Source organism: Pseudomonas frederiksbergensis, assembly GCF_000802155.2.
GTDB lineage: Bacteria > Pseudomonadota > Gammaproteobacteria > Pseudomonadales > Pseudomonadaceae > Aquipseudomonas > Aquipseudomonas frederiksbergensis_A.
The window spans coordinates 1-10,429 of record NZ_JQGJ02000041.1 but is presented as its reverse complement, the minus strand read 5'-3'; the positions used below and the strand labels follow the sequence as shown (position 1 = coordinate 10,429).

Below are 10,429 nucleotides of genomic sequence, written 5' to 3'. Positions count from 1 at the left end.
GTCACCTTCGCCAACACGCGTCTGAGCTACAGCGAGCTCGACGGCCGCGCCAATCGCCTGGCCCACCAGCTCATCGAACTGGGCGTCGGCCCGGAAGTGCGGGTGGGCGTGGCGATGCCGCGTTCCGAACAGTTGCTGATCGCCTTGCTGGCAGTGCTCAAGGCGGGCGGCGCCTACGTGCCGCTGGACCCGGATTACCCGGCCGAACGCGTGGCTTACATGCTTGATGACAGCCGGGCGCGGGTGTTGTTGACCGAGCAGTCGGTGGTCCAGACGTTGACGGTTCCGGCTGGAACCGAAGTGCTGATACTCGATCAGCTCGACCTTTCAGGCTATCCGTTGAGCGAGCCGGTTACCCAGGTCACACCGGACAACCTCGCCTACGTCATCTACACCTCCGGGTCCACCGGCAAACCCAAGGGCGTGGCCATCGCCCACCGCAACGTCCTGGCATTGATCGACTGGTCCAAATCCGTCTACAGCCGCGACGATATCCAAGGCGTACTCGCCTCAACCTCGGTTTGCTTTGATCTGTCGGTGTGGGAGCTGTTCGTCACCCTGGCCAACGGCGGTTCGCTGATCATCGCTCGCAACGCCCTGGAACTGCCGCACCTGCCGGCCCGCGACCAGGTGCGCCTGATCAACACCGTGCCCTCGGCGATCGCCGCGTTGCAGCGCAATGGGGAGATTCCGCACAGCGTGCGCATCATCAACCTGGCCGGTGAGCCACTGAAGCAGAGCCTGGTGGATGCCCTTTACCCACAGGGAATCGAGCATGTCTATGACCTTTATGGCCCCTCCGAAGACACCACCTACTCAACCTGGACCCGCCGCACCCAAGGCGGCACGGCCAACATCGGCCGCCCACTCAAGCACACCGCCAGCTACCTCCTCGACGCCAACCTGCAACCGGTGCCCCAAGGCGTCTCGGCCGAGCTGTACCTGAGCGGCGCCGGCATAACCCGGGGCTACCTCGGGCGAGCGGCGATGACCGCCGAGAAGTACGTGCCCAACCCGTTCTCCACCACGGGCGAGCGCCTGTACCGCACCGGCGACCTGTGCCGTTATCGCGCCGACGGCGTGCTCGAATACCAGGGTCGCATCGACCATCAGGTGAAGATCCGCGGCTTCCGCATCGAGCTGGGGGAGATCGAGGCGCGGCTGCTGCAACAGCCCGAGGTCAACGAAGTCGCCGTGCTCGCCCAGGAAGGGCCGGGCGGCCAGCAACTGGTGGCCTACGTGGTGACCTCGGCGGACGCCGACACACTGCGCGATCCCCTCAAGGCCCGACTCAAGGAGCATCTGCCGGACTACATGATCCCGGCCCACTGGCTGTTCCTCGACCAGTTGCCGCTGACCCCCAATGGCAAGCTTGATCGCAAGGCGTTGCCGGGTATCGAGGCCGGGCGCTCGCAAAGCGCATACGAAGCACCGGTCAGCGAACTGCAGCAGCAAGTCGCGACGATCTGGGCCCAGGTGCTCACCGTCGAACGCGTGGGCCTTGACGATCACTTCTTCGAGCTGGGCGGCCACTCGCTGCTGGCGGTCACTGCCGTCTCGCGCATGGCCCTCGAACTGGGGTTGAGCCTGACCCCGCAACTGCTGTTCCAGCACCCCGTCCTGCAGGATTTTGTCGCACAAATCGACAGCACGGACGGGCCAATCAATGAAGAGAAACTGAACAAGCTGGACGCCCTGCTTGATGAAATGGAGGAAGTCTGATGGACAAGAGTGTTGCTTTGAGGGTTGCCAAGCGCTTTATCACTCTGCCGCTGGACAAACGCAGGCTGTACTTGGAGAAGATGCTGGAAGAGGGCGTCTCGCCGGCCAACCTGCCGATCCCCGAGGTGCGTTCCGGGTTCGAGCACATCCCGCAATCTTATGCCCAGGAGCGCCAGTGGTTCCTCTGGCAAATGGACCCGCACAGTTCGGCCTACCACATTCCCAGCGCCCTGCGCCTCAAAGGCCAACTGGACGTGCCGGCCCTGGAGCGCAGCTTCAATGCCCTGGCCGAGCGTCACGAAAGCTTGCGCACCACGTTTGCCGAGCAGGGCGAGCAAGCCGTCCAGGTTATCCACCGGCAGATGCCCCTGAGCGTCACTGTCGAGGCGCTGCCGGCCGGTTCACCGATCAGCGAGGACGCGCGCATCAAGGCTTACATCGAAGGCGAAACCGCGCGTCCGTTCGATTTGCGCCAAGGGCCGTTGCTACGGGTTTCGCTGTTGAAAATCGCCGAGGATGACCATGTGCTGGTGCTGATCCAGCACCACATCATCGCCGATGGCTGGTCGATGCGCGTGCTGGTGGACGAACTGGTGCGGTGTTACGCCGCCGACACCGGCGGCCAGCCGCTGGCCTTGCCGGAACTGCCGGTGCAATACGCCGACTACGCCATCTGGCAACGCCATTGGCTGGAAGCCGGCGAGCGCGAACGCCAGTTGGCTTATTGGGTCCAGACCCTGGGCGACGAGCAACCGGTGCTGGAGCTGCCATTCGATCAGCCGCGCCCTCCGGTGCAGAGCCTTCGTGGTGCGCGGCTGGACGTGAAGCTGGCGCCGGAACTGGCCACCGGGCTCAAGCAACTGGCCCAGCGCGAAGGCGCCAGCCTGTTCATGGTTCTGCTCGCCTCGTTCCAGGCATTGCTGCACCGCTACAGCGGCCAGCCGCAGATCCGCGTCGGCGTGCCGACGGCCAACCGCAACCGGGTCGAGACCGAAGGGCTGATCGGCTTTTTCGTCAACACCCAAGTGCTCAATGCCCACGTCGATGGGCAGATGCCATTCGAGCAATTGCTCGCCCAGGTCAAGCAAGCGGCCATGGCGGCCCAGGCCCATCAGGACCTGCCGTTCGAGCAACTGATCGAAGCCCTCCAGCCAGAGCGAAGCCTGAGCCACAGCCCGATTTTCCAGGTCATGTTCAACCACCAGAATGCCGATGCCACGGGCCGCCGGCAAATGCAGCTTCCGCAACTGCGGGTCGAGGACCTGACGTGGGAAGGGCGCACCGCCCAGTTCGACCTGACCCTGGGCACCTACGAAACCGAGCGGGGCATCGCCGCCGAGCTGACCTATGCCACCGATCTCTTCGAAGCGCAGACCATCGAGCGCCTGGCCGAGCACTGGCAAAACCTGCTGCAGGGTATCGTCGACGCGCCCCACCAGCGGGTTGGGGAACTGCCGTTGCTCGACCCGTCGCAGCAGCGCCTCACGCAACAGCGGTGGCTGCGCGTCGCCGACCACGGTGCCGAAGCCGTGTGCGTCCACCAACGCATCGCCGGACAGGCGCACCGGGTCCCCGACGCATTGGCGCTGACCGTTGACGGACGATCCCTGAGCTACCGGCAATTGGACGCCCGCGCCAACCAACTGGCTCACCGCCTGATTGATCTGGGCGTGTCCCCGGGCGAGCTGGTGGGCATCGCGGTGGAGCGCAGCGTCGAGCTGATTGTCGGCCTGCTGGCGATCCTCAAGGCTGGCGGCGCCTACGTCCCGTTGGACCCTGGGTATCCCGAGGATCGCCTGGCCTACATGATCGAGGACAGCGGCATTGGGCTGCTGCTGACCCAGGCCCGTTTGCAAGCGCGATTGCCGATCCCGCCGGCGCTCCGGACCCTGCTGCTGGACTCGCCGGACGCCGCACTGCAAGACGCTCCGAAAACCTGCCCGATGGTGCCGTTGACCGGCGAGCACCTGGCCTATGTCATCTACACCTCCGGCTCCACCGGCAAGCCCAAGGGTGTGATGGTGCGCCACGATGCGCTGGGCAATTTCATCACCAGCATGATCGCCCAGCCGGGCCTCGCGGCCAGCGACCGCATGCTGTCGCTGACGACCTTCTCCTTCGATATTTTCGGCCTGGAAATCTACGGGCCGCTCTGCGCCGGGGCCAGCATCGTGCTCACTGGGCAGCACGTGCACCAGGATCCGCAAGCGGTGCTCGCGTTGATCGAACAACACGACGTCAGCGTGCTGCAAGCCACGCCGTCGAGCTGGCGCATGCTGCTCGACCATGAGCGGGCCTCGGTGCTCGCCGGGCGGACCTTCCTGTGCGGCGGCGAAGCCTTGCCCCAGGAACTGGCCCAGCGGCTGCTGGCGCTTTCGCCGAAGCTCTGGAACCTCTACGGGCCGACCGAAACCACCATCTGGTCGGCGGTGCACCCGTTGAGCCCCGGGCGCGACCGGCCCTTTCTTGGCCAGCCGCTGGACAATACCGCGCTGTACATCGTCGGCAGCGACCTGACCCTCAACCCGCCCGGCGCGCCGGGGGAACTGCTGATCGGTGGCGCCGGCCTGGCCCGTGGTTATTTCCAGCGCCCGGGGCTGACCGCCGAACGCTTCGTCCCCGATCCGTTCTCCACAACCGGCGAACGGCTGTACCGCACCGGCGACTTGACCCGTTATCGCGCCGAAGGGGTGGTCGAATACCTCGGCCGCATCGACCATCAGGTGAAGATTCGCGGCCTGCGCATCGAGCTCGGGGAAATCGAAGCCGCGTTGCTGGCCCAGGACAGCGTGCGCGAAACCGTGGTGGTCGCCCACGAAGGCCCGACCGGGGCGCAACTGGTGGGTTACGTCGTGCCTGCCAGCGGCGAAGTGCCGGAGCCCGATGCGCCGCTGCGCGCAACGCTCAAGGCGGCCCTCAAGGCGCAGTTGCCGGACTACATGGTTCCGGCGCACCTGTTGTTCCTGGCCCGATTGCCGCTGACGCCCAATGGCAAGATCGATCGCAAGGCCTTGCCGGCGCCCGACGCCAGCGACGTGCAACAGGCCTACGTGGCGCCTCGCAGTGAGGTCGAGCAACAAGTCGCGGCGATCTGGCAGGACGTGCTCAAGCTTGAGCGCGTGGGCCTGGAGGATCATTTCTTCGAACTGGGCGGGCATTCACTGTTAGTGACCCAAGTGGTGTCGCGAATCCGTCGGGTGCTAGGCATCGAGGTGCCGCTGCGCAGCCTGTTCGAACACAGCACCTTGCAGGCGTTCGTCGCCTCCTTCGATGCCACGCCCGGCGAACAGGCTCCAGCGATGGTGCCGGTGCCTCGCGATGCGCCACTGCCGCTGTCGTTTGCCCAGGAACGCCAGTGGTTCCTCTGGAAAATGGATCCGGACAGCGCGGCCTATAACATCCCCACGGCCCTGCGGATGCGCGGCACGCTGGACAAGGAGGCGCTGCGCAAGAGTTTCGCTGCGCTGGTGGAGCGTCACGAAAGCTTGCGCACCCTATTCGTCGAAGAGGATGGGCGCACCTGCCAGGTTATTTGCGGGCAGGGGGAGGTCGACTTCGTCGAGCAGCGCCTGGAAGGGCGAGGCATCCAGGCCTTGGTCGAACAGCACACACAGCGTCCGTTCGATCTGGCGACTGATTCGTTGCTGCGCATGGCGCTGCTGGAAGTGGACGAACAGGACCACATCCTGGTGCTGACGCTGCATCACATCGTCTCCGATGGCTGGTCCTTGCAGGTGATGGTCGATGACCTGATGAGCCTGTATTCGGCGTTCGTCCAAGGCCAGCAAGCGCATCTGCCGCCGTTGGCGGTGCAGTATGCCGACTACGCCGTCTGGCAGCGGCAATGGATGGCGGCCGGAGAGCGGGATCGTCAATTAGCCTATTGGTCCGGGCAACTGGGCGGCGAACAGCCGCTGCTGGAGCTGCCCACCGACCATCCGCGCCCGGCGCAGCAAAGCCTGCGCGGCGCGCGTCTGCCAATCGTGTTGGACGCGGCCTTGAGCGCTGATCTCAAGGCCCTGGCCCGGCGGGAAAACGTCACGTTGTTCGTGCTGTTGCTCGGTTCGTTCCAGGCGCTGCTGCATCGCTACAGCGGCCAGGCCGATATCCGCGTCGGCGTGCCGATTGCCAACCGCCAGCGGCTGGAAACCGAGCGACTGATCGGTTTCTTCGTCAACACCCAGGTCCTGCGCAGCGAGTTCCACAGTGAGCTGACCGGCGCCGCGCTGCTGCAGCAGCTCAAGCAAACGGCCATGGCCGCGCAGATGCACCAGGACCTGCCTTTCGAGCAGTTGGTAGATGCCTTGCAACCGCAGCGCAACCTCAGCCACAGCCCGTTGTTCCAGGCGATGTTCAACCACCGCAATGAAACCGACTCGGCGTTCGCCAATGCCTTGCCGGACCTTTGCGTCGAACCCCTTGGCTGGACGCAGCGCACCGCGCAATTCGACCTGAGCATGGACACCGTCGAGAGTTCGCAGGGCCTGCACGCGGCGCTGACCTATGCGACGGATCTGTTCGAGCCGACGACCGTCGAGCGCATGGCCCGGCATTGGCTCAACCTGTTGCATGGCATGACGCACGATCTGCATCGCCCGGTGGCGCAGTGGACGCTGCTGGACGAGGGCGAGCGTCGGCACATGCTCATCGACTGGAACGCGACGGCGCAGCATTACCCGCTCGACCGCAGCGTGCAAAGCCTGATCGAGGAACAGGTGCGCCGAACGCCGGACGCGCCTGCGCTGGTCTTCGGCGAGCAGCGCTTGAGCTACCGCGAACTCAACGCCCGGGCCAACCGCCTGGCCCATCGCCTGATCGACCAAGGCGTCGGTCCGGATGTGCTGGTGGGCATCGCCGTCGAGCGTTCCGTGGAAATGGTGCTGGGGCTGTTGGCGATTCTCAAGGCCGGCGGCGCCTACGTGCCGCTGGACCCCGAATACCCGCGTGATCGCCTGGCCTACATGTTCGAAGACAGCGGCATTGGCTTGCTGCTGACCCAGCAACACCTGGTGGACGCCTTGCCGATGCCGGACGGGCTGCGCAGCCTGGTGCTGGATTCGCTCGACGACGGCTTGTACGCCAGCCGCGACGGCAATCCCGGCGTCGAAGTCCACGGTGAGAACCTGGCGTATGTGATCTATACCTCCGGTTCCACCGGCAAACCCAAGGGCGCGGGCAATCGCCATAGCGCCCTGGTCAACCGTCTGTGCTGGATGCAACAGGCGTATGGCCTCGATGCCTCGGACAGCGTGCTGCAAAAAACACCGTTCAGCTTCGACGTGTCGGTGTGGGAGTTCTTCTGGCCACTGCTGACCGGTTCGACGCTGGTGGTGGCCGCGCCGGGCGCCCATCGCGACCCGGCGCTGTTGATCGAGTTGATCACGGCCCAGGGCATCACCACGCTGCACTTCGTGCCGTCGATGCTCCAGGCGTTTGTGCAGGACTCGCGGGTGGCCGAATGCGTCAGCTTGAAGCGGATCGTGTGCAGCGGCGAAGCGCTGCCGGTGGATGCCCAGCAGCAGGTGTTCGCCAAGTTGCCGAGCGCCAACCTGTACAACCTCTACGGCCCGACCGAGGCGGCCATCGACGTGACCCACTGGACCTGTGTCGAGGAGGGGCGCGACAGCGTGCCGATCGGCCAGCCGATCGCCAACCTCGGCACCTACATCCTCGACGATGAGTTGTCCCCGGTGCCGGTGGGGGTGATCGGCGAGTTGTATCTGGCGGGCGAGGGGTTGGCGCGGGGTTACCATCGGCGCGCGGCTTTGACCGCCGAGCGGTTCGTCACCGGGCCGTTCGGCCATGGCCAGCGCCTGTACCGGACCGGCGACCTGGCGCGCTATCGCCCCGACGGCGTAATCGAATACGCCGGGCGGATCGACCATCAAGTGAAAATCCGTGGCCTGCGCATCGAACTAGGCGAAATAGAAGCACGCCTGGCCGAGCACGATGCCGTGCGCGAAACGGTGGTCCTGGCCCAGGACGGCAGGCTGCTGGTCGCCTATGTGGTGCCGGCGCGCGCCGAGCTGCTGGCCGCCGATGACGCCGTTCGCCAGGAGTTGCAAGTGCGCCTCAGGGAACATCTGAGCCAATCCTTGCCCGACTACATGGTGCCGCAACACTGGGTGTGGCTGGAAAGAATGCCGGTCAGCCCCAACGGCAAGCTCGAGCGCAAGGCGCTGCCCAAGGCCGAGCCAAGTGCCCATCCCCAGGCCTACATCGCAGCGGTGACCGCGCAGGAACAGACGCTGGTGGATATCTGGCAAAGCGTGCTCGGACGCGATCGCGTGGGCGTGACCGATAATTTCTTCGAGCTGGGCGGCGACTCGATCATCTCCATCCAAGTGGTGAGCCGAGCCCGTCAGGCCGGCCTTCATTTCAGCCCCAAGGATCTGTTCCTGCACCAGACCATCCAAGGGTTGGCTGGCGTGGCGACAACCGGCGACGGCGGCCCGGTGATCGATCAGGGCCCGGTGACAGGGGAGACGCTGCTGCTGCCGTTCCAGCAGCTGTTCTTCGAACAGGCCATGGCCGAACCTCACCACTGGAACCAGTCGGTGCTGCTCAAAGGCGTGCGATCGGTGAACGCCGGGCATCTGGAGCAGGCGTTGCAGGCCTTGGTCGAACACCACGATGCCTTGCGCCTGTCCTTCGTCTGCGAGCCAGGCACCTGGACCGCTCGCCACAAGACCCTGGCCGAACAGCGCACGCTCTGGCAACGCTCGCCGTTGTTGTGGACCGCCGACGTGGCGGATGCGCCGGCCCTCGAACGCCTGGCCGAACACGCCCAGCGCAGCCTTGAACTGGACAGCGGCGCGCTGCTGCGCGGTGTCCTGGCGACCCTGGCCGATGGCAGCCAGCGGCTGTTGTTGGTGATCCATCACTTGGTGGTCGACGGCGTGTCCTGGCGGATGCTGCTGGAAGATTTGCAACGGGCATATGATCAATTGCAAGCCGGTCAGACGCCGACATTACCGGCCAAGACCACATCGGCACAGACTTGGGCGCAACGGTTGCAGGCCCATGCCGGCAGTGCGACGTTGCAGAACCAAGTGGCGTACTGGCAGGCGCAATTGGAAGGCGCTTGCCCCGACCTGCCTTGCGATCATCCCCAAGGTGATTTGCGCAGGTGCCATGGGGCGCAAGTGCAGACGCGGCTGGACAAAGAGCTGACTCGACGACTGTTGCAGCAAGCGCCGGCGACCTATCGCACCCAGGTCAACGACCTGCTGTTGACGGCGCTGGCCCGGGTGATCGGCCGCTGGACTTGCCAGGCGTCGACCTTGATCCAGCTGGAAGGCCATGGCCGCGAGGCGCTGTTTGAAGATGTAGACCTTAGCCGCAGCGTGGGTTGGTTTACCAGCCTGTTTCCGGTGCGCCTGACCCCGACGGCGACCGCCGAAGGCTCGATCAAGGCGATCAAGGAGCAACTGCGGGCCATTCCCGACAAGGGGCTTGGTTTCGGCGTGTTGCGCTACCTGGGCGATGAACCGACGCGTCGTGCCCTCGCGGCACTGCCGGCGCCGCGCATCACTTTCAATTATCTGGGACAGTTCGACAGCGGCTTCAATGCAGAGGCCGACGGGCTGTTTGTCCCTGCCAGCGAATCGGCGGGCGCGGCCCAGAGCCCATTGGCGCCGCTGGACAACTGGTTGACCCTTAATGGCAGCGTCTATGCCGGCGAGTTGAGCATCGACTGGACCTTCAGCACGCAGATGTTCGACGAGGCGACGATCCAGGCGCTGGCGGTGGATTACGCTCGGCAATTGCAGGAGTTGATCGACCACTGTTGCGAGACCCAGCGCCACGGCTTCACCCCATCGGACTTCCCCCTCGCCGGGTTGGACCAGGCGCAGTTGGACGCGTTGCCACTGGTGGCCCGGGAGGTGGAGGACCTCTATCCGTTGTCGCCAATGCAACAAGGCATGCTGTTCCACACGCTGTACGAGCAACAGGCCGGCCATTACATCAACCAGATGCGCGTGGATGTCCAAGGGCTGGAGGTCGAACGCTTCCGCCAGGCCTGGCAAGCGGCGACCGACGCTCATGACGTGCTGCGCAGCGGTTTTGTCTGGGAAGGCGATTTCAAGCGTGCGTTGCAGGTGGTGCACAAGCGCGTCGACGTTGCGTTGCAGCTTGAGGATGGGCGCATACAAGCTGACCTTCCTCGCTACCTGGACACCCTCGCGACAGCCCAGCGCCAACAAGGGTTTGCCCTGGACGCTGCGCCGTTGCTGCGGTTGGTGGTCGTGCGGGTGGCGGATGATCGCTATCACTTGATCTACACCAGCCACCACATCCTCATGGACGGCTGGAGCAATTCACAGCTGCTCGGCGAAGTGCTGCAACGCTACAGTGGTCAATCCATGGCCGTGTCCGGCGGACGTTATCGAGACTACATCGCCTGGCTGCAACGCCAGGACGCGGCGGCCAGCGAGGCGTTCTGGAAGCCTGCGCTAGAACGCCTGGAAGCACCGACACGGTTGGCCGATGCGGTTGGCAAGCCGACGGACGCCGGTGTTGGTTATGGCGATCATATGCAGGTGCTGGACGAGTCGTTGACCCGGCGCCTGGAAGCCTTCGCTCGCTCCTCGAAAGTCACGGTTAACACGCTGGTGCAAGCGGCGTGGCTGCTGCTGTTGCAGCGCTACACCGGCAAATCCACCGTGGCGTTTGGTGCGACGGTGGCCGGGCGTCCGGCTGACTT

Annotated in this window: 2 protein-coding genes; both read left to right on the top strand. The window is 65.0% G+C overall.

Annotation, left to right across the window (positions count from 1 at the left end):
• On the top strand, window positions 1-1,722 hold a 1,722-nt coding region (locus tag JZ00_RS29330; RefSeq protein WP_039594683.1), incomplete at its 5' end, for an amino acid adenylation domain-containing protein.
• Window positions 1,722-10,429: non-ribosomal peptide synthetase (locus JZ00_RS29325; RefSeq protein WP_039594684.1), on the top strand; the 8,708-nt coding region annotated here is incomplete at its 3' end. The genes JZ00_RS29330 and JZ00_RS29325, both read left to right, overlap by 1 nt.